We start from the raw sequence: 19,260 nt of genomic DNA, 5'->3' as shown, positions 1-19,260 counted from the left end.
GCGGCGGGCCTCGCGCGGCTGCTGGCCGCCGCGCCGGGGACCTGCCGTTCGGGCCTCTGGTGGTGCCGCCTTCGGCCGTGGCCGCCGGGTACGGGGTCGGGACGCTCGTCGCGCTCGCCGCCGCGTACGTCCCGGCGCGGCGGGCGTCCCGCGTGCCGCTCGGTCGCGGCGCTGCGCGAGGTCGCCGCCCCGTCCGCGCCGCTGCGCGGGCGGGGCCGCACCGGCGGTGCCGTCCTGGCGGCGGGCGCGGCCCTGGCAGTGACCGGGGCCGTCGTGGACGGCGACGGCGGCTGTGGTTCACGTGCGGCGGGGCGGCGGCGCTGTTCACCGGCGTGATCGTGCTGATGCCGGTGCTGGCCGGCCCGGCCGTGCGGGCCCTGTCGGCACCGTTCGCGCGGTTCGGCGGCCCGCCCGGACGGCTCGGCGCGCGCAACGCGCTGCGCGACCCGCGGCGGACGGCGGCGACGGCGTCCGCGCTGACGATCGGGCTCGGGCTGATCGCCGCCGTGTCGGTGGTGGTGCAGTCGACGGCGGCGTCGGTGGAGCGGCGGCTGGACGCCGGGCTCACCGCCGACTACCGGGTCACGGGGCGCAGCCAGGTCACCCCGGTCGCGGCGGGGGCCGTGGAGGCGGTCGCGCAGGTCCCGGGCGTCCGGCGGGCGATCCCGGTCCGCACGGCGCGGCTGGAGCTGGCCGGTTCGGTCCGGACGGCCGCCGCCGGGGCGCCGCGCCGAACTGCTCGCCCACTTCGCGCTGCCGCTGCGGGACGGCTCGTCCGGCGGTGCGGGCGGCCTGCTCGTGGGGCGGAGCATCGCGGACGGGGAGGGCTGGGCGGCGGGCGACACCGTCCGCGGCCGGTACCAGGACGGGACGAGTGCGACGTTCCGCATCGCGGGCGTGTTCGACGACCGGCCGTCGGTCACGCCGTCCGCGCCGTCCATGATCGTCGACTGGGCCGCGTACCGGACGCACGATCCGGGGGCGCCGATCGACCGCATCGAGATCGTCGCGGGGCCGAGGCCGGGGCCGGGTTCGGAACTGGACGCGGCGCTGCGGGAGGCCCTGCGCCCGTGGCCGAACCTGGAGGTCAAGGACCGCGCCGAGATCAAGTCCGATGCCGCAGGGGAGATCGAGGCGCTCCTCCGGCTGATCACCGGGCTGCTGGTGCTGTCGGTGCTGATCGCGGCGCTCGGCATCGTCAACACGCTGGCGCTCGCGGTCGCCGAGCGCACCCGCGAGCTCGGGCTGCTGCGCGCGGTCGGCATGGACCGCCGCCTCCTGCGCCGGATGATCCGCTACGAGGCGGTCGTGATCTCGCTGTTCGGCGGGTCGCTCGGGATCGGCACCGGGACCGGGCTGGGCCTCCTCCTGCAGCGCGCCCTGTCGTCCGGCGGCGACGGCATGGCGGCCGTCGCCGTGCCGTGGGGGCTGCTCGCGGCGTGCGCGGCGGGGGCGGCGGCGATCGGCGTGCTCGCCGCCGCGTAGGCCGGGCCGCCGCGCCGCCCGGACGGACGTCCTCCGCGCCATCGCCGCGGAGTAGCGGCGCGGTCGTATTCCGTTCCCCTCAGGCGCCTGGGGCGACCCAGATCACAACCGCCCGGGAGTCACATTCGGCCGGGCCGTCCGGTCGTAAGAAGCGTAACCACCGATCACACAGGGAGGGCACGGTATGCGCTCTGGCATGCGACGCGCCACGGTTCTGGTCTCCGGCCTCGCACTGGCGGCGGGGGGCACGACCATCACCGCGACGGCGGCTTGGGCCGGCGAAGACGAGTCCATCACGACCGAACGCGGGAGGGTGGCCTGGGTCTCCTACGGAGACAAGGTCTACGTCTCCGACACCAAAAAGGACGGCATCTCCATCGTCGGGTACTACAAGGGACAGGCCGGCATCGAGCACGACCTCCGCGCCTCCGGCGTGGGCGAAACGGTGTACAAGACCTACGACCAGCGCGAAGGTTCCCCCGTGTACATCCAGATGTGCTACCGGGACGGCAACGTCATCATCAAGTGCAGCCAGTGGCAGAAGGGCACGGCATAACCGGATCGGCCACGGACGTCGGCCACGGACGTCGGCCCCGGACATCGGCCGGGGGCCGCCGCCACCGTCCCGGCGTTGATCAGCCCGGACGGACGGGCCCGAGCGCGGCGGCCTCGGCCGCCAGCTCGCGGATCCGCTCCCAGTCGCCGGAGCGGACGGCGTCGGCGGGGGTGAGCCACGTCCCGCCGACGCAGCCGACGTTCGGCAGCGCGAGGTAGTCGGCGGCGTTGCCCGGCTTCACCCCGCCGGTCGGGCAGAACCGCACCTGCGGGAGCGGGCCGTTCAGCGCCTTCAGGTACGGGATGCCCCCGGCGGGCTCGGCCGGGAAGAACTTCATCGCGGTGATCCCCGCCTCCAGCAGCGCGATGGCCTCCGACGCGGTCGCGGCGCCCGGCAGGAACGGCAGGCGTCGCCGCCATCGCCGTCTTGGAGGCGTTCGGTGCAGCCGGGGCTGACGAGGAAGCGGGCGCCCGCGGCGGGCGCGCGCTCGGCGTCGTCCGGGCGGACGACCGTCCCGCGCCGACGACCGCCGTCCGGCACCTCGGCGGCGATCCGGGTGATCGCCTCGATCGCGACCGGTGTCCGCAGCGTCACCTCGATCGCCGGGAGGCCGCCGCGGACGAGCGCGCGCGCGAGCGGCACGGCGGCGTCGGCGTCGTCCAGGACGACGACGGGGACGACGGGCGCGAGGTCGAACAGGTCTTCGGCGTTCAAGCGGACTCCAAGGGTCGTGCGGGTTCGGGGGCGGTCTGCGCGAGCCGCATGGCCGCGCCGACCAGCGCCGGGCCGGGGTGGACGATCAGTGCGGTCGGGATCGCGCGCAGGTAGCCCTCGACGGGGGGTTTCCCCTCGAAGCGGGCACGGAACGCGCTGTCCTTCAGGACATCGGTGATGCGCGGCAGGATGCCGCCGCCGAGGTAGACGCCGCCGGTCGCGCCGATCGTCAGCGCGACGTTCCCGGCGAGCGAGCCGAGCAGCTCGCAGAACATCGCGAGGGTCGCCGCGCAGCGCGGGTCTTCCTTGTTCTCGACGATCCGCGCGGCCGTGACCGGCTCCGGCGGAACGCCGTCGATGATCGCGAGGTAGCGGTGGATGCGGGCGAGGCCGTCCCCCGACAGCAGGTACTCGGCGGTCGCGGCGCCGCGCTCGGCGCGCAGCAGCCGGACGACCTCGACCTCCCGGTCGGTCCCGGCGGGCGCGTCGACCTGGCCGCCCTCCCCCGGCAGCGGCACCCAGCCGCCGCCCGGCGCGGGCACGAGCCCGCCGACGCCGAGGCCGGTGCCGGGGCGACGACCGCGAGCGGCCCGTCCGCCGCCGGGTACCGGTCGCCGACCGGGACCAGGTCGTCGGCGGCCAGCCGGGGCAGCGACATGGCGAGCCCGGCGAAGTCGTTGACGATCTCCAGGTGCGGGACGCCGAGGCGTTCGCGCACGTCGTCCGGGGTGCCGACCGGCCAGCCCGCGTTCGTCAGGTGGAACGTCCCGCCGGTGACGGGCCCCGCGACGGCCAGGCACACGGCGGACGGCCGGACGCCCGGGGCGTGCCGGGACAGGTACGCCAGCGCGGCGTCGGCGAGGTCGGCGTGCTCGCGGGTGGGCAGGGCGCGGACGTCGCGGGGCGCGCCGTCCGGGCCGTCCACGAGCGCGAACCGCGCGTTCGTCCCGCCGATGTCGCCGACCAGCCACGGGCCGGTCATCCGAACACCCCGGCGCCGCGCACGGCCTGGCCGACCGCCGCGCGGAAGGCCGCGAACAGCTCGCGTCCGGTGCCCGACCACCGGTCGGGGTCGGGCACGCCCCCCTCCGGCTCCAACGCGGCGAACTCCTCGTCGGCACCAGCACTTCGAGGAGGCCCTTGTCGGCGTCGAGCCGCACGACGTCGCCGTCGCGGACGCGCGCGAGCGGGCCGCCCGCCGCCGCCTCCGGCGTCGCGTGGATCGCCGCGGGCACCGCCCCCGACGCGCCCGACAGCCGCCCGTCGGTGACGAGCGCGACCCGGTGGCCGCGGTCCTGCAGCACGCCCAGCGGCGTGATCAGCCGGTGCAGTTCGGGCATCCCGTCGGCGCGCGGGCCCTGCAGCCGGACGACCGCGACGAGGTCCCGGTCGAGTTCCCCGGCGGCGAACGCGTCCTGCAGTTCCTCCTGCGAGCCGAACACGCGGGCGGGCGCCTCGACCGTCCGGTGCTCCGGCTTGACCGCCGACACCTTGATCACCGCGCGGCCGAGGTTGCCGCGGACGGTCCGCAGCCCGCCGTGCGTGTCGAACGGCTCCGCGACGGGACGCAGCACCGCCGCGTCGCCCGTGGCGGTGGGGCCGTCCTCCCAGACGACCCGGCCGCCGTCGAGGCGCGGGACCTTGCGGTATTCGGCGAGGGTCGCGCCGCCGACCGTCCGGGCGTCCTCGTGCAGGAGCCCGGCGTCGATCAGCTCGCCGATCAGGAACGCGGTGCCGCCCGCGGCGTGGAAGTGGTTGATGTCGGCCGTGCCGGACGGGTAGAGCTGCGTGAGCAGCGGCGTCACCTGCGACAGCTCGTCGAAGTCGTCCCAGGTCAGCTCGATGCCCGCGGCGGCGGCCATGGCGGGCAGGTGCAGGGTGTGGTTGGTGGAGCCGCCGGTGGCGAGCAGCGCGACGATCGCGTTGGCGAACGCGCGCTCGTCCAGCATCTCGCCGACCGGGGTGTACTCGTCGGCGAGGTCGGTGATCTGCAGGACGCGGCGTCCGGCGGCGGCGGTGAGGCCCTCGCGCAGGTCGGTGCCCGGCGGGACGAAGCTCGCGCCCGGCAGGTGCAGGCCCATGACCTCCATGAGCAGCTGGTTGGAGTTCGCGGTGCCGTAGAAGGTGCAGGTGCCGGGCGAGTGGTAGGACGCGGCCTCGGCGGCGAGCAGTTCGTCGCGTCCGATCTCCCCGGCCGCGTACCGCTTGCGGGTCTTCGCCTTCTCCGAGTTCGGCAGCCCCGACGCCATCGGCCCGGCCGGGACCAGGATCGCGGGCAGGTGCCCGAACGACAGCGCGCCGATCACCAGCCCGGGGACGATCTTGTCGCAGACGCCGAGCAGCAGCATGCCGTCGAACATGTCGTGCGACAGGGCCACCGCCGTCGCCATCGCCACCACGTCCCGGCTGAACAGCGACAGCTCCATGCCCGCGCGGCCCTGGGTGATGCCGTCGCACATCGCCGGGACGCCGCCCGCGAACTGCGCGGTGCCGCCCGCCCGCCGGACGGCGGCCTTGATGACGTCCGGGTAGTCCTTGAGCGGCTGGTGCGCCGACAGCATGTCGTTGTACGACGAGACGATCGCGACGTTCGGCGTGACGTCGCCGCGCAGCCACAGCTTGTCCTGGACACCGCACGCCGCGAAGCCGTGCGCGAGGTTCGCGCAGCCCATGCCGCCGCGCACCGGCCCGGCCGTCCGGGCGGCGCGGATCCGGCCCAGGTACTCCTCGCGGCGGTCGGCGCTCCGCTCCGCGATGCGCCGCGTCACCTCTGCCAGCACGGGATGCACAGCCATTCGATGCTCCAGACCAGGGGGAATGTCCGCTTCGCAAACTACCGAGACATACGCTGCCCGCACAACCCACTTTGAAAATCTGACTTACAAAAGTCTCCGCTGTTTCACCAACTGGACGTACCGAAGACGCGCATGCTTGACTGGCCGGATGCCCGTCACCCCGGCCACGACCGGCGACGTCCTCCGCCTCATCCGCGAGCAGGGCGTCGACACCCGCGCGGACCTCGCCCGCCACACCGGACTGTCGCGTCCCACCGTGGCGTCCCGCGTCGCCGACCTCATCGGCCGCGGCCTCGTGGTCGAACGCGCCGACGGGCCGTCCACCGGCGGCCGTCCCCCCGCCCGGCTGCGGTTCCACGCGGCGGGCGGCGCCGTGCTGGTCGCCAACCTCGGCCAGTCCCGCGGGCAGCTCGCCGTCTGCGACCTCGCCGGGACGGTCCTGGCCCGCGCCGACGGGCCCCCGGCCGACGTCACGCCCGACAAGACCATCCCGAACCTGCTCGACCTGTGGTGCGAGCTGCTCAAGAACACGGGCGTCCCGCTCGACCGCGTCCGCGGCGTCGGGCTCGGCGTCCCCGACGCCGTCGAGCACGTCGCGGGCCGCTGGGACGCCGTCGAGATCGGCCCGCGCGTCCGCGAGCGGTTCGGCGTCCCCGCCTACCTCGACAACGAGGTCAACGCGGCCGCGCTCGGCGAGCACCAGGCCCACCCCGGCGTGGACGACCTGCTGTTCGTGAAGATCTCCACCGGGATAGGCGCCGCGATCATCGCGGGCGGCGCCATCCGGCGCGGCGCGCTCGGCGCGGCCGGGGAGATCGGCCACGTGCCCGTCCCGTCCGACGTCGAGCGCCCGTGCCGCTGCGGCAACCTCAACTGCGTCGAGGCGATCGCCGGCGGCGCCGCGCTGCTCGCCCGCTCCAGCACGTCCGACCTGCCCGCCCTCGCGCGCTCGCCCGCGCCGGCGACCCCGCGACCGTCGCGCTGCTGCGCGACGCGGGCCGCCGCATCGGCGAGGTCGTCGCCACCGCGGTCAACCTGCTCAACCCCGCCGTGGTCGTGCTCGGCGGCGACCTCGTCGGCGCGGACGAACCGCTCATCGCGGGGCTGCGCGAGATCGTCTACCAGCGCGCCACCGGCCTGGCCACCCGCAGCCTGCGGATCGAGCCCGCCCGCCTCGGCGAGGCCGCCGGGCTCACCGGCTGCGCCGCGATGGTCCTCGGCAAGATCCTCTCCCCCGAGGCGATCGACTCGGCCCGGTAGGACCCCTCCGATACCGGTACGGGCGCGCGACGACGTCGCGCGCGTTCTCGTTTCCCCGAGATCGTCGCGAACATACTCGGACCAGGGCATTGACGATGTCGCCGAAATTGTTGACAATCTTGGCACCAGTGACGTCGACAGGAGGCGCCGAGCATGACCGACCACCCCGAACCGTCCGAACGGGCGCGTGCACTCGTGCGGGGCGCATACGACGTACACATCCACGTGGCCCCCGACGTGATGCGGCGGCGCATCGACGACCTGTCCCTCGCGCCGAAGTTCGCCGCGGCGGGACTGGGCGGCTTCGTGCTCAAGTCCCACTACCTGCCCACCGCGGAGCGCGCCGCCGTGGTGCGCGCCGCCGTCCCCGGCTTCGACGCGGTCGGCGCGATCACGCTGAACGGCTCCGTCGGCGGCATGAACCCCATCGCCGTCGAGATCGCCGGACGCGGCGGCGCCCAGGTCGTCTGGATGCCGACCGTGGACAGCGCCAACCAGCGCGAATGCACCGCGCACGACCCCGAGGGCGCCAAGCCGCCGATGTGGGCGCGCCTCCAGGAGGAACTGCGCGCCGACGGCATGGCCGCCGACCCCGTGGACGTCGTCACCGCCGACGGGACGGTCACCGAGGCGACCCGGCAGGTGCTGCGGGTGATCGCCAAGCACGACATGACGCTCGCAACCGGCCACCTCAGCCAGACCGAGATCGACACCGTCGTGAACGCGCGCCGCCCCAAGGCGTCCGCCGCATCGTCGTCACCCACCCCGAGTTCACCTCCCAGCGGGTCGGCGCCGAACGCCAGCGCGCCCTCGCGGCGAAGGGCGCCCTGATGGAGCGCTGCTTCACCACCCCTTACACCGGGAAGGTCTCCTGGGACCTCTGGATCGAAAACATCAAGGCCGTGGGCCCCGAGCACTCCGTGCTGTCGAGCGATCTCGGCCAGCCGTTCAACCCGCCCGTCGAGGACGGGCTCGCGCTGATGGCCGACCGGCTGCTCGCCGAAGGCTTCACCGAGGACGACATCGAGGTCATGGCCGTCCGCAACAGCCGCTGGCTCGCCGGTGCCGACCGAGCCGAGGAGGCTCGACAGTGACATCCGTACTCAAGACCCGGAACCTGCACAAACAGTTCGTCAAGGACGACCAGGGCATCGTCGCGCTCCGCGACTTCGACCTCGACATCGAGCAGGGCGGATTCGTCAGCGTCCTCGGCCGCAGCGGCTGCGGCAAGTCCACGATGCTGAACCTCCTCGCGGGCCTCACCACGCCCACGTCCGGCGAAGTCCTCTACCGGGACGAACCGGTCACCAAGCCGCGCATCGAGGTGGGCTACCTGACCCAGTCCGACACGCTCATGCCCTGGCGGACCGTCCGGCGCAACATCGAGATGCCGATGGAACTGCGCGGCGTCCCGTCCGGCACCCGCCGCGAGCGCGCCGACGAGCTGATCGAGCGGGTCGGCCTCGGCGGCTTCGACCGGCACTACCCCCGCGAACTGTCCGGCGGCATGCGCCGCCGGGTCAGCCTCGCCCGCATGCTCGCCTGCGACCCCGAGACCCTGCTGATGGACGAGCCGTTCGGCGCCCTCGACGCCCAACTCCGCCACGACCTGCAGAAAGAACTCCTCCGCCTGTGGCAGGGCAGCGGCCAGACCGTCGTGTTCGTGACCCACGACATCGAAGAGGTCCCTCTTGCTCGGCGACCGCGTCGTCGTCCTCGGCCGCCTCGGCCGCGTCGTCCTCGACGAGACCGTCGACCTGCCCCGCCCCCGCGACCCCGACGAGTCCCGCGTCGACCCCCGGTTCGTCGCCCTCCACCGCAAAATGACCGACGCACTCCGCGAGGGGGCACGATGAGCGCCGACACCATCAAGGGATCCGCGCCCGAGACCGTCCCGGTCCAGCGGAGCTTCTGGGCGAAGAACGGCACGACGGTCCTGGTGTGGACCGCCCGCATCGTCCTCGTCGCCGCACTGCTGCTCGTCTGGCAGTGGGCCGCCGACCGCTGGTTCGACGTCATCTTCACCAGCCGCCCGTCCGAGATCTGGAACCGCCTCGTGCAATGGCACCAGGACGACATCCTGTGGTCGAACACCTGGGTCACCGTCCAGGAGATCCTCTACGGGTTCGCGCTCGGCGCCGCGGCGGGCGTCGTCCTCGGCTTCCTGCTGGCGTCGGCGACGCTCGTCTACCGGGTGCTCGACCCGTTCATCATGGCCCTCTACTCGATCCCGAAGGTCGCGCTCGCCCCCCTGTTCATCGTGTGGTTCGGCATCGGCATGAACATGAAGGTGCTGCTCGCCGCCGCCACGGTGTTCTTCCTCGTGTTCCTCAACACCGTCGCGGGCGTCCGCCAGGTCGACCAGGGGCTGATCGACGCCGTCCGGCTGATGGGCGGCGGACGGTGGCAGATCACCTTCAAGGTCGTCCTGCCCGGCTCGATGACGGGCGTGCTCACCGGCCTCAAGGTCGCGATCCCGTACGCGCTGATCGGCGCGGTGATCGGCGAGCTCGTCGCGTCCAACCGCGGCCTCGGCTACCTGATCAACGACGCGGCCGCCCAGTTCGACACCGCCGGGGTGTTCGCCACCCTCGTCGTGCTGAGCGTCATCGCGGCCGTGCTGAACCTCCTCGTCGGCCTCCTCGACCGCAGGCTCAGCCGCTGGAAGCCGGTGGAAGCACGATGAAACGCCTGCTCGCAGCGCTGCTCGTCCTGGTCCTGACCGCCGCGGGATGCGCGAGCCGCACCTCCACCACCCCGCCGGGCGTGCTGAACGTCGGCCAGATCAGCAACTCGATCGCGTTCTTCCCGCTGTTCATCGCCGAGAAGAAGGGCTACTTCGCGCAGGAGGGCGTGAAGCTCGGCGACCGTCCCCGCCTCGGCACCGGCGCGAAGGTCGCCGCCGCCCTCAAGTCCGGCAGCATCGACGTCGGCGCGGGCGTCCTCACCGACGCCCTCAACCTCGCCCGCATCGACGACGGCACCCAGCTCGTCGCCAACCTCGTCGACAAGTACTACGTCGACATCATCGTGTCGGAGAACTGGAACGGCCCGCCGGTCTCGGCCCCGCTCGACCAGCGGATCCGCGCGCTGAAGGGCAAGAAGATCGGCATCACCGGCCCCGGCAGCGGCACCGAAGCCCTCGTCACCTACCTGTTCGAGCGCGTCGGGATGCGCTCCGACACCGACGTCGAACTCGTCAACCTCGGCGCCAAGGCCACCTCCGCCATCGGCGCCCTGAAGGCCGGACGCGTCGACGCCCTCTCCTTCTTCCAGCCGATCGCCCAGCAGGCCGAAGCGGCCGGCGCCGGGAACCTCTACATCTCCCCCTCCAGGGGCGACATTCCCGGCTTCGAGAAGACCGCGCACGGCGTCGTCTTCACCACGCAGAAGCTGATGGACAAGAAGAGCAAGGAGATCGCCGCGTTCCAGCGCGCCATCGCCCGCGCCGAAGCCGACATCCGCGAACGCCCCGAAGAGATCCCCGCTCTCCTCGCCGAATACAACAAGGCCACCGACCCCCAGGCCCGCGAGGCGCTCGTCCCGATCCTCCGCGAGGAGTCCCCGACCAGATCGGCTTCACGCGAGAAGCGATCGACACCGCCCTGGAGTTCCACCGCACGACCGGCCTCGTCGAACGCCTCCCGAAATACGAAGAGATCGTCCCCCCGAACCTCCGAGTCTCCGGAAACGACTGACCCCGCGCCCCGGCCGATCCCACCGATCGGCCGGGGCGACAATCGTCGACGCACCGGCCCCCGCCGCACTAGCCTGATCACGAACTGCCATCGTGCGGTCGAGGGGGCCGACACGTGAATTCGTTCTTCCCCGTGGTGCCGTCCGGTTCCGGAACGCCCGAACACCGGCGCGACGGCGAGATCACCGGACGCGACGCGCCCGCGACGCACCGTCCGGGCGAACTGTCGCTCGGCGGCGAGGGCACACGCGAGGAGAACTGGCGGACGATCGGCGCGCGAACCGTCCGACGCCTCACCGAACTCTCCGGCACCCCCATCGACTGGTTCGCCAACCTCGATACGTCCAGCGGAGACGGCCGCAGCTACGCGGTCACCCTCGGGGAGTCGGGGCTGTCGTTCGCCGAACCCCGGGTGAACGCCGAACACCGCCCGGTGTACGCGATCTCGTCGTTCCAGTTCGCCCCCGGCTCGCTGCGGCACGTCCCGGTGAACCACCGCCCGGCGCCGCGTGCGGCCGGACCGTCCGCGCCCGGCGCTCCCCCGCCCGACCTCGGCCTGTCCCGCCGGGCCCGCGAAGTGCTCGGCAACCTGCCCGCGCAGGCGCAGGAACTCCTGCAGGCGCCCTTCCTCCAAGGCCAGAAGATCCTCCGCAACCAGTGGTACTACGAGGGCTGGGAACAGCATCTACCCTGCTTCGTCTTCGTACTCGCCGGAGCGAAGGACGTCACCGCCGCCACCGGCTCCATGGTCGTCCCCGCGGGCCACTCCGCCGCCACCGCCCACTGGACGCTCACCTGCTACCGGGCCTCGGTCGCACGCAGGATCGGCCGCTGACCGTGTCCACCCTGTTCGGCGAGCTGGCGGGCAACGACGCCTACGAACTCCTGGACGTCCCCCCGGACGCCTCGGCGGACGAGATCCAGCGCGCCTGGCGTGAACAGGCGAGCGCGCACCACCCCGACCGCGTCACCGACCCCGCGGCCAAGGCCGCCGCCGAAGACCGCCTACGTCTGATCAACGCCGCACGCGACGTCCTCACCACCCGCCGCACCGCCTACGACGCCGCCCGCACCGAACCCGGGACACCGGACGCCGAGGAGATCATCGACGACGACCCCTGGGCCACCGCCGCCCCGGACGACCCGTGGGAAGGCGCGTCCCCCGGACGACGGCCGCCGCCCCCGCCTCGATACAGGGGGCCGCAGTACCGGGCCCGCAACGGCCCGGGTACTCGCTTCGCCATCGGCTGCGGGATCTTCTTCGCCATATGCTGGGTGCTCTTCCTGGGCACCGTCGTGGTGATCGCATTCCAGCCGGACGGCCCGAAGCCCGAGGCGTCCGTGCCCGACGACCTCACCGGAACGTGGGCGGGCACCGTGAAGCAAGTCGCGGGCGACCGGAGCTCCTGGGACGTGGAAATGACCCTTGAAGAAGGCCTGAACCTCGGCGAAGTGCGCTACCTGGAAGGTAAGTGCACAGGCACCGCCGTCCCGGTCGCCGACAACGGGAAGACCCTCACGGTCGAGACGGACTTCCCGGACGACAAGTCCGAATGCGACGTCGGCGCTTGCACCTCACGCCACGCAAGGACGGCGAAGCCGACATCGTCTATTACGCGGCGAACGGAGAGAAAGCCGCGACGGGTACCCTCCGCCGCCGTTGACCGGGCCGATGCCCCGGCGGCCACCCGTCACGGGTCCGGTGCTTGACGCCCTCAAGGAGCGCGTCTCCCCGGCCGGGCGTCTTGCACTCGCCGACGAGCGGATCCCGTTCACGAACAGGACCTCGTCCGGCACGATGCGCTTGCCCCTACGTCCCGGGCACGTCCACCCGGAACTGGGAGACGACGTGAAGTCGTTGCGGTCCCAGTGCCGCCAGTCGATCAAGCGGACGCGCTGGACCCGGCCGCCGTCCCACCCGGAAAGCCCCTCGACGGCCACGCCGTCCAGCAGCGGGGCGGACGCCTTCTGGGTGGCCTCCATCAGCCCGGGACGCCGCCAGCCGAGTCGAGCCACGATCCGCCGCCCGGCCGAACGTTGATCTCCCGCAGCGCCGTCCAAAGCCGGTCGACGAGCAGCACCTCAACGCATATCCCACGACCGGACGCCCCGGGCCCGCTCGGCACGGACGTCCCCGGCGGCGCCCCGACCAGGTGACCCCAGCCCATGTCCTCAAGCTGCCGGATCAGCGGCGCTTCCACCTGCGAATACTCGGGACCAGCCACGAACTACCCCGCTCACCTCGCCGTCGCTCCGGCCCCGTCCTCCCCGGATGGATCAAGGCTCGCCACTGGAATTCTCAGGAACCCGGACATCCGCCGGACTCAGTCGTCGAGTTCCCCACGCCGGATACGCGCCAGAAGCCCGCCGAAATCATCGCGACTGAACCCGAGCCGAGGCCCTTCCGGATCTTTCGAGTCCCGCACACCGACGTTCCCCTCTAGATTGGCCAGCTCAACACACGCGTCATCGTTGCCGCCGCCACTGTGAGAGCTCTTGCGCCACCGGATCACTCGTAGCTCCTCATTGTCTGCTCGATCAGTTCCCTCGAAGCATCCCTGGAAAGGGCAATTGCCCCGATCTGATCGAACCATAGCGCGAGGGTGCCAACCTCGTCACCAGCCTCGATCAAGCGTCCTCCGATCTGCGCGCCCGCATAGGCCAACTCCCGAGACTTGATCTTGAAGATCTGGAACGGGCCATCATGCCCCGGGTGCCATCCCACCTCGGTGGCCACGACCCGGACCATGGTGCGCGGGCTCTCCCCCATCTTGAGTAGATGCGCAAGCTGATCGCGCATAACCGATTTACCGCCGATCGGGCTTTCTAGAACCACCTGATCTAGCAAGATCCAGAGGTACGGAGGCTCCTTTCCCTCCAAGACCCCTTGACGTCCCATCCGCACCTTGGTCTCCATCGCGACCTCATGCGTTCGGCCAGCGGCTTGCAGCAACGCTTGCGCGTACTCTTCCGTCTGCGCCAGGAGGGGAATCGACTTCCCATGATAGACCTTGATTATATCCGCGGACTTCTCGTACTGGATGAACTGCTTGAACCAGTCCGGATCGTGACCAGTGCGGGCGTAGTACAGCAGTCTCCGGAAGTGTCCGCCTGTATCCCACGCCTCATCGAGTATGGCCATGCACTGCTCACTGGGGCGCAGCCGCCCCGCTTCCCAGTTGGAGACAGTTCCACGCGCAACGTGCACGATTTGAGCAGTTTGCGCGAGCGAGAGCCCTCGACGAGTCCGGTAGAACCACAGGTCGAAGGCCAACCAGGCCCAGAGCGAAGAGTTCGGGTCGATCGTTTCGCGGACGCTCATCAGGACCTCCGTGTATCCAACGGATTCCAATCCATCACACGCTAACTCTTCCGAGCCGATCCTGTGAAGCAGATTACCGAGAAACAGGACGGCAACAATGAATAATCAAGAACAAATACGCCAACTGCCCGAATCGGACGAAATCCGAATGAACCTCCTCGGAGTGAACTCCTCCGTCGTGTTCGCCCGTGAACTCGTCCGGTACGCGCTCACCAAGTGGGGCTACAGTCGCCCTCTGATCGACGAATCGATTCTCGTCATGAGTGAAATCACCACAAACGCCGCCAATGCGGCCCCCGGCCACACCCTCCGCATACGCGTCGCCGTGCACAACGGCGCCCCGCTCCTGGAGTGCTGGGACCCGGCTCCCGAAGTGCCCCTGGCCACCGCTCTCGACCTGGACGCCTTGAGCGGACGCGGCATGGCGATCGTCGCGGCCTACGCCAAGGACACCGGCGTCCGTCCGTCGGCTACCGGAGTCGGAAAGATCGTCTGGGCACTCATGCCCACGTGACCGACCAAACGATCAAGCCTTACACCAGAAGAGTCGCGGCAACCTTCAACGTGCGAGACGAGCAGCACTCACAGCGATAGCGGCCGCCCCGCCCTTTGCCGCACCACCGCCTCCGCACGCCAGACGCCTTACCTGACGGCAAGGAAACCGTCACCCGGCGCCAACCCAACACATCGGACCAATATCGCCCAGCACCACCAGCACCACCTCCCAACTCCACACATGGCGCCCACCTTGAGTCACGTGGCCCCATCCCAGCCCTCTTGTCGCTTTTGAGCACTTCTGCGAGAGTCTCAATAAGGGTGACGATAGGAAGTGGGTTCAGCATGACCAGACCGTGGGACGCCGACCATGACGCAGAGTTTCAGCGCAGACTGGGCAAGACGGCCGCAGAGGTGGGCGCCAGCCGAACCACTCAGGACTGCCCGGAGATCTGGGAGCTGGACAACGGCGATATCGCCGTGATCGGCCGCGAGGCGACCGACGCATATGCCGGCCGCCTCCCGAAGGGAGTAAGCATCGGACAGGACGAGCGCCTCGTCATCATCCCGGGTCGCATGCTCTCGGCCGCCAAACCAGACATCCGAGACGCCTGAGCCTCCCACCATCGAGAATCAGCGGTTCGACGCCCAAGGTGTCGCCTGTCCCGGCAGACGGACACGCCACCGCAGGGAGTGTCCTGAGCTTCACCAGCGACCACACTCGCTGAAAACCGCGTGATGCGACCGGTTCATGTTTGCGGCGGATGGCCCGGCATCCCGCGCATGGGCGATCCGCCGCAATCCGGACCATCACGCGAAACAACAAGCCGGTCACGTCGTCATCAGCCGCTTTACCAGCGAGCAAAACACCTTATGGCTCCGAGGAAGAAGAAGATCCGTATCGCATCGCCTTGAATACGAGCCGGCGCCCCACCAGCGAGCTTAGGCTCGCGCCATGTCCTCCGACCACCCGGGAAGCCGCGCGAGATCCACGTTCGTCCTCGTTCTCTCCATCCTCCTCACCGCCGCCCTCGTAGCCCTATTCACGATCGCTCTGCGGAACTTATTTCACGAGGAGTCGAACTGGATCGGCCTCACAACACTTGCGGGTGCCGCTCTCGGCACCGCCCCGGGAATCATTGCTCTACTCAACTTCCAAGCACGAGCCACAAAGGTCGAACGCGAAGAGGCACGGCGCATCGCGATAGCCGAACTCCTCAAGATGGCGATGGACGACCCCGACCTCGATGAGGCGTGGGGACCGGTACCGGCCAGGGAGGACCGCAAGACCCGGCGTCAACTCATGTACATCAACATGATCGTCTCCGAATGGCAGATGTCCTTCGAGACCAAAGCCCTCCCCGAGTCCCGCCTGCGCGCCATCTCCCGCGAGATGTTCAGCGGCCGTCCCGGACGCACCTACTGGCAGGACGCGCGCCAGGTCCGCATCGACACCTCGGAGACCAAGCAGGCCCGCCGCTTCCACCAAATCCTGGACGAGGAATACAACCAGACCACCGCTCCCCCGCCCGACAACCCAGGCTCACGCCGCTGAGAAGCCACCGGCACGGGAATCTACGCCACAGCCAAGCTTCGATACCGGTCAAATTGACGATCGGCTCCCGTAGCCCCACTGCCGCATTGCGTCGGCCAACTCACCCGCGAAATCAAAATCTGGGGGCATGACCGTGAAGTCCTGGCGGAGCCTGCAGAAGCCCCTCTTGGGACGTAAGACCGACGCCGCGGGCGCCGCCGGGCACAGACCGCTGCCGCATAATGAGGCCGTGGATTTCGAGGTGCATCGTGGCGAGTTGGTGGCGTTCTGTTATCGGATGATGGGCTCGGTGCACGAGGCCGAGGATCTGGTTCAGGAGACGTTGCTGCGCGCCTGGAAGGCCCGTGACCGGTACGATCCAGCGCGCGCGTCGGTGCGGACCTGGCTGTACCGGATCGCGACCAATGCGTGCCTGACCGCGTTGGAGGGACGCGGGCGGCGTCCGCTGCCGTCCGGGCTGGGAGCGCCGAGCGACGATCCCGAGGCGCCGCTGGCTCCGGCGCTCGACGTGCCCTGGCTGGAGCCCTTCCCCGACGCGCGGTTCGATGTGGAGGTCAGGGCGGATCTGCGGCTCGCGTGGGTGGCGGCGGTGCAGGTCCTTCCGGCGCGGCAGCGGGCGGTCCTGGTGCTGCGCGAGGTGCTGGCGTTCACCGCGGCCGAGGTCGCCGAACAGCTGGGGACCACGGTCCCGGCGGTCAACAGCGCGCTGCAGCGCGCCCGGGCCGCCCTCGCGGACGCGGGCGACGCGGGTGCGGTCACCGAGCCGGACGATCCCGAGGTGCGGGCGGTGGTCCGGCAGTACATGCGGGCGTTCGAGGCGGCGGACGTACCCGCGCTGGTGCGGCTGCTGGTCGACGACGCGGTGCTGGAGATGCCGCCGGTGCCGTTGTGGTACCGGGGCGGCCGGGACTACGGCCTGTTCATGGAGCGGGTGTTCCGGATGCACGGCACGGGTTGGGGCGTGCGGGAGCTCACCGCGAACGGGCAGCCCGCGCTCGCCGCGTACGCGCCGGTGCCCGGCGGCGGGCGCCGTCTGCACACCGTGCAGGTGTTCACCGTCGCCGACGGCCTGATCGCGCGCAACGTCGTGTTCGCCGATCCGCGCGTCTTCGACGCCTTCGGTCTGCCGGACGAGTTCCGCCGGGAGCGATGAGTCCGGGCGGTGCGGCCGGTACATACCGGTGAACACCGAACCGAAGGGATTTCATCGTGAGCGTCATCGTGATCGAGTTCATCACCCTGGACGGGATCGTGTCCGACCCGGACGGGTCCGAGGGCACGCCGACGGGCGGCTGGGCGTTCCGGCACGGTCCGGAGGCGGTCGCCGGGGACAAGTTCCGGCTCGGCCGCACGCTGGACGAGGGGGTGCTGCTGCTCGGGCGCGCCACTTGGCGGTTGTTCTCGCGGCTCTGGCCGGGCCAGGACGACCCGTTCGCCGCGCGAATGAACGCCGTCCCGAAGCTGGTGGCCTCCCGCACCCTGAGCCGCGACGACACCTCGGCGTGGTCGAACTCCCGGCTCCTCGACGGGGATCTGATCGATGCCGTCGAAGCCGAACGGCGGGACGTGGTCATCGCCGGGAGCCTGAGCGTCGTGGACCGGCTGATGGCCGCGGACATGGTCGACGAGTACCGGTTGCTGACGTTCCCTACCGTTCTCGGCACCGGCCGGCGGCTCTTCCCGACCGACGGCCCCCACAGGGAGCTGGAGTGCCTGGCCGCCGAGCAGGCCGGTGCCGCCGTGCTCGGCCGCTACCGGAGGGCCGCCCGATGACCGATCGCCGTCATCGAATTTGACGCCGCTACCGCCTTCCGCAGCTCGCAGATGATTTTTCCAAGGAGGGGAAAGCGCGATCATTTCTAGCTCGTCGGAAAGATCTACCTTTTGCCGCTTGATCAGATGCTTCCGTTGTCGGGTGGTATGGGTATTTCTTTTACAGACGACGATGAAGGCGGTGGCGCTCCATTGGCGGAAAAGCGTGATGCGATCTTGTGGGGGGCGGCGGGCGACGATCTCAAGGGGTCGGGGTATTCGCGGCTGGACGATCGGTACGGGCCTCTGACGATCCGGCGCGTGTACCAGCGTCCGGACGACGGGATACCGAAATCGTGGGCGCGGTCGAACGCCGCGTCCGATGTGGGGAAGCGCGCGAGCTGCTGGTCGGGGAAGCCGGACATGGGCGACGTCGCGTCCGGGGCGCTGGACGAACGGATCGTCGGGTTCCTCCGCAGCATCCCGAAGCGCCATGTCGCGTTCGTCACGATCTGGCACGAGCCGGACGCGAAGCTGAAGAACGGGACGTTCTCGCTGTCCACCTACCGGAAGGGGTTCCGGCGGTTCTGCGGTCTGGTCAAGCAGGTGCAGGACGACGGGTGGCCGCGTCTGTACACGGTGCAGATCGTCACGACGTGGGCGGGGACGAATCCGTCGAAGGGGCGCACGTACGAGGACATGTGGCCCGGGGACGGCTTGGTCGACTGCTACGGCGCCGACGGCTATTCGCACGTCGGGTCGAAGGGATCGCTCTGGGGTCCGGCGGTGGAATTCGCTCGGGCACGCGGCATTCCGTGGTGCGTGCCCGAGATCGGCTATGGCAATAAGGGATCGCGGGACGTCTCGTGGATGAACGATCAGATCGCGTACATGACTTCGACGGCCGCGGGCGGGAAGCACACGCGGTGCGCCTTCGCGTGCTGGTTCGACACCGCAGGGCCGATCTCCCGCCCGACGCCCGGCGATAATGGCGCGTGGATCGCGGCGGCGAAAAAGGCTTCGCGGAAGTACTTCTTCGAGCCGGGCGAGTTCATGCTCTAATGCAGGGTCTCGTCCGGGGCGGTGAAGGTCGCGTCGGTGAAGCGGACGGTCAGGCCCGCGCGTTCGGGCGCGCAGCAGTAGAGGCCTGCGCGGGCCTCCACTCCCACGGGGAACGGGGCGAGGCGGATCATTCGCCATGGTTCGTCGCCGGGACGGGCGCGGACGGTGACGGCGTCGCCGGTGCGGCTCGCGCGGATCGTCACCTCGCGTCCCGTCCAGTCGACGGGCGCCGACGACCAGTCGGACGTCCCGTGCGTGACGACCGCTCCGAGTTGGAGGGCTCCGTCGCAGTACTCCAGCCCGGCCTTGATCCACGTCGCCGCGTCCAACCGGACGAGCAGTCCGGCCTGGTCGAACTGGTGGTCGTAGTCCGCGACGAACGACACCTCGATCGCGGCGTCGGCGGCGAACGGGGCGAGGAGCGCGTGCCCGCCGTCCCGGTCGTAGCCGTAGGAGGTCGTCCGCCAGAAGTCGCTGCCCCGGACGGCGGTGACGAGCAGGTCGTGCCCGTCCTCGACGACTCCGGCGGGCGCGTTCAGCCATTCGCCTTCGATCATGCCGCCAACA

20 protein-coding genes and 5 pseudogenes are annotated in these 19,260 nt (G+C 70.7%); 17 read left to right on the top strand and 8 right to left on the bottom strand.

What is annotated here, in order from left to right:
• From BJF79_RS55905 to BJF79_RS27265, 3 genes are all read left to right on the top strand, one after another.
• Positions 1–336: hypothetical protein (locus BJF79_RS55905; RefSeq protein WP_262402654.1), on the top strand; the 336-nt coding region annotated here is incomplete at its 5' end.
• A gap of 462 nt (positions 337–798) precedes the next feature.
• On the top strand, positions 799–1,485 hold the full coding sequence (locus tag BJF79_RS27270) for an ABC transporter permease (protein WP_075901609.1): 687 nt from the start codon (positions 799–801) through the stop codon (positions 1,483–1,485).
• A 184-nt stretch (positions 1,486–1,669) separates the two neighbouring features.
• A complete protein-coding gene (locus tag BJF79_RS27265) occupies positions 1,670–2,041 on the top strand; it encodes a hypothetical protein (protein WP_143220197.1) in 372 nt (123 codons plus the stop codon).
• Positions 2,042–2,120: 79 nt separating this feature from the next.
• On the opposite strand, the pseudogene eda reads toward BJF79_RS27265, so the two are convergent.
• The 3 pseudogenes from eda to edd all read right to left on the bottom strand — a co-directional run bounded on the left by eda (position 2,121) and on the right by edd (position 5,550).
• A pseudogene (eda, locus tag BJF79_RS27260) lies at positions 2,121–2,755 on the bottom strand (bifunctional 4-hydroxy-2-oxoglutarate aldolase/2-dehydro-3-deoxy-phosphogluconate aldolase).
• Positions 2,752–3,737, bottom strand: a pseudogene (gene glk / locus BJF79_RS27255) (glucokinase). Before glk ends, eda begins: the two co-directional pseudogenes overlap by 4 nt.
• Positions 3,734–5,550 (bottom strand): annotated as a pseudogene (gene edd, locus BJF79_RS27250) (phosphogluconate dehydratase). The pseudogenes glk and edd overlap by 4 nt, the downstream one beginning before the upstream one ends.
• On the opposite strand from edd, the pseudogene BJF79_RS67350 reads away from it, so the two are divergent.
• From BJF79_RS67350 to BJF79_RS27215, 8 genes and pseudogenes are all read left to right on the top strand, one after another.
• Positions 5,510–6,415, top strand: a pseudogene (locus BJF79_RS67350) (ROK family protein); the annotation flags it as partial. The pseudogenes edd and BJF79_RS67350 overlap by 41 nt on opposite strands.
• A complete protein-coding gene (locus BJF79_RS67345; RefSeq protein WP_410050145.1) occupies positions 6,403–6,810 on the top strand; it encodes an ROK family protein in 408 nt (135 codons plus the stop codon). The pseudogene BJF79_RS67350 and the gene BJF79_RS67345, both read left to right, overlap by 13 nt.
• 153 nt (positions 6,811–6,963) lie before the next feature.
• Positions 6,964–7,641 (top strand): DUF6282 family protein, encoded by a 678-nt coding sequence (locus tag BJF79_RS27240; protein ID WP_262402653.1) that lies wholly within the window; start codon positions 6,964–6,966, stop codon positions 7,639–7,641.
• Positions 7,641–7,904, top strand: a complete 264-nt coding sequence (locus tag BJF79_RS61845; RefSeq protein ID WP_262402652.1) for a hypothetical protein — start codon at positions 7,641–7,643, stop codon at positions 7,902–7,904. The genes BJF79_RS27240 and BJF79_RS61845 overlap by 1 nt, the downstream gene beginning before the upstream one ends.
• Positions 7,901–9,496 carry an ATP-binding cassette domain-containing protein gene (locus tag BJF79_RS61840; protein WP_262402651.1) on the top strand — a complete coding sequence of 532 codons (1,596 nt, stop codon included), beginning with the start codon at positions 7,901–7,903 and terminating at the stop codon, positions 9,494–9,496. The genes BJF79_RS61845 and BJF79_RS61840 overlap by 4 nt, the downstream gene beginning before the upstream one ends.
• Complete coding sequence (locus tag BJF79_RS27225; RefSeq protein WP_075901603.1) at positions 9,493–10,626, top strand: ABC transporter substrate-binding protein; 1,134 nt, start codon at positions 9,493–9,495, stop codon at positions 10,624–10,626. Before BJF79_RS61840 ends, BJF79_RS27225 begins: the two co-directional genes overlap by 4 nt.
• Positions 10,623–11,342, top strand: coding sequence for a hypothetical protein (locus BJF79_RS55900; RefSeq protein WP_075901601.1), 720 nt, complete (start codon positions 10,623–10,625; stop codon positions 11,340–11,342). Before BJF79_RS27225 ends, BJF79_RS55900 begins: the two co-directional genes overlap by 4 nt.
• A 2-nt stretch (positions 11,343–11,344) precedes the next feature.
• Positions 11,345–12,217, top strand: a complete 873-nt coding sequence (locus tag BJF79_RS27215; protein ID WP_075901599.1) for a J domain-containing protein — start codon at positions 11,345–11,347, stop codon at positions 12,215–12,217.
• A gap of 114 nt (positions 12,218–12,331) precedes the next feature.
• Here the strand turns inward: BJF79_RS27215 and BJF79_RS67340 are convergent.
• The 4 genes and pseudogenes from BJF79_RS67340 to BJF79_RS53820 form a co-directional block, all read right to left on the bottom strand.
• Positions 12,332–12,490, bottom strand: a pseudogene (locus BJF79_RS67340) (type I restriction endonuclease); the annotation flags it as partial.
• Positions 12,490–12,708 (bottom strand): hypothetical protein, encoded by a 219-nt coding sequence (locus tag BJF79_RS27205; RefSeq protein ID WP_143220196.1) that lies wholly within the window; start codon positions 12,706–12,708, stop codon positions 12,490–12,492. The pseudogene BJF79_RS67340 and the gene BJF79_RS27205, both read right to left, overlap by 1 nt.
• A 123-nt stretch (positions 12,709–12,831) precedes the next feature.
• A complete protein-coding gene (locus BJF79_RS27200; protein ID WP_083733986.1) occupies positions 12,832–13,101 on the bottom strand; it encodes a DUF397 domain-containing protein in 270 nt (89 codons plus the stop codon).
• Positions 13,017–13,829: a helix-turn-helix domain-containing protein gene (locus tag BJF79_RS53820; RefSeq protein ID WP_075901591.1), complete on the bottom strand. Its 813-nt coding sequence runs from the start codon at positions 13,827–13,829 to the stop codon at positions 13,017–13,019. Before BJF79_RS53820 ends, BJF79_RS27200 begins: the two co-directional genes overlap by 85 nt.
• Before the next feature lie 97 nt (positions 13,830–13,926).
• Here BJF79_RS53820 and BJF79_RS27190 point away from each other — a divergent pair, with 97 nt between their 5' ends.
• From BJF79_RS27190 to BJF79_RS27165, 6 genes are all read left to right on the top strand, one after another.
• Positions 13,927–14,343 (top strand): ATP-binding protein, encoded by a 417-nt coding sequence (locus BJF79_RS27190; RefSeq protein WP_143220195.1) that lies wholly within the window; start codon positions 13,927–13,929, stop codon positions 14,341–14,343.
• Positions 14,344–14,669: 326 nt separating this feature from the next.
• Positions 14,670–14,939, top strand: a complete 270-nt coding sequence (locus BJF79_RS27185) for a hypothetical protein (RefSeq protein WP_075901587.1) — start codon at positions 14,670–14,672, stop codon at positions 14,937–14,939.
• Between the two features lie 340 nt (positions 14,940–15,279).
• Positions 15,280–15,879 carry a DUF6082 family protein gene (locus BJF79_RS27180; protein WP_075901585.1) on the top strand — a complete coding sequence of 200 codons (600 nt, stop codon included), beginning with the start codon at positions 15,280–15,282 and terminating at the stop codon, positions 15,877–15,879.
• 127 nt (positions 15,880–16,006) lie between these two features.
• Positions 16,007–17,032, top strand: coding sequence for an RNA polymerase subunit sigma-70 (locus BJF79_RS27175; RefSeq protein ID WP_262402650.1), 1,026 nt, complete (start codon positions 16,007–16,009; stop codon positions 17,030–17,032).
• A 56-nt stretch (positions 17,033–17,088) separates the two neighbouring features.
• Complete coding sequence (locus tag BJF79_RS27170; RefSeq protein ID WP_075901583.1) at positions 17,089–17,652, top strand: dihydrofolate reductase family protein; 564 nt, start codon at positions 17,089–17,091, stop codon at positions 17,650–17,652.
• A 111-nt stretch (positions 17,653–17,763) separates the two neighbouring features.
• On the top strand, positions 17,764–18,693 hold the full coding sequence (locus BJF79_RS27165; RefSeq protein WP_143220194.1) for a hypothetical protein: 930 nt from the start codon (positions 17,764–17,766) through the stop codon (positions 18,691–18,693).
• Here BJF79_RS27165 and BJF79_RS27160 read toward each other — a convergent pair.
• Positions 18,690–19,250, bottom strand: coding sequence for a DUF1349 domain-containing protein (locus BJF79_RS27160; protein ID WP_075901579.1), 561 nt, complete (start codon positions 19,248–19,250; stop codon positions 18,690–18,692). The two genes, BJF79_RS27165 and BJF79_RS27160, sit on opposite strands and share 4 nt — an antisense overlap.
• Positions 19,251–19,260 lie beyond the last annotated feature (10 nt).

Origin of the sequence: Actinomadura sp. CNU-125 (assembly GCF_001942465.1) — a bacterium.
Lineage (GTDB): Bacteria > Actinomycetota > Actinomycetes > Streptosporangiales > Streptosporangiaceae > Spirillospora.
The sequence above is the reverse complement of the archived record's forward strand: the minus strand, read 5'-3'. Positions and strand labels throughout refer to the sequence as shown.